This is a genomic window from Pseudomonas sp. Fl4BN1 (assembly GCF_009908285.1).
Lineage (GTDB): Bacteria > Pseudomonadota > Gammaproteobacteria > Pseudomonadales > Pseudomonadaceae > Aquipseudomonas.
The window spans coordinates 1-476 of sequence record NZ_JAAARM010000094.1; the positions used below are offsets into that span (position 1 = coordinate 1).

General features: G+C 58.0%; 1 protein-coding gene. It reads left to right on the forward strand.

Annotation, left to right across the window (positions count from 1 at the left end):
* On the forward strand, positions 1-217 hold a 217-nt coding region (locus GV818_RS34310), incomplete at its 5' end, for a hypothetical protein (protein WP_218586325.1).
* Between the last annotated feature and the right edge of the window lie 259 nt (positions 218-476).

Sequence of the window (476 nt, forward strand, 5' to 3'; positions counted from 1 at the left end):
ACCCATGCTTCGCGAGTTGAAACGTGTATGTCAACGCATCTGCCATTCAATTCCTCCCAACCTGAATGCCGCCCATGCCGACATGAAACGCTGCACGACGCAGCGCGTCAACGGATTGCAACAGAACTACCGGCGCATTCCCGCCAATGAACAGGCTTTGCGTTGGCAAATTCGTCTACACCAGATCAATCCTGCTATCGACCGGTGTGAGCCGTGAGCACGATTTGCATCGAGAAAATTTCGTATCAGCGTTTCCGCGTCAGAGGCTCTGTCAGTAGACTTGTCAAGCAGTTTGTTCAACGCTTGACCACACGCACGCCCTCGCAATATGCCTGCCAAACGCGTTCACGCCGCCCGAGCCCTGGTCCTTGTTCTGTCCTCCATCATGAGCGTCGGCGCCTGGGCGGACTGCCGCGACACCGTGCCCGCGCCGCAGCTGTCAGGCAAGGGAGCGCTGTGCCTGCTGGGGTTCTGTC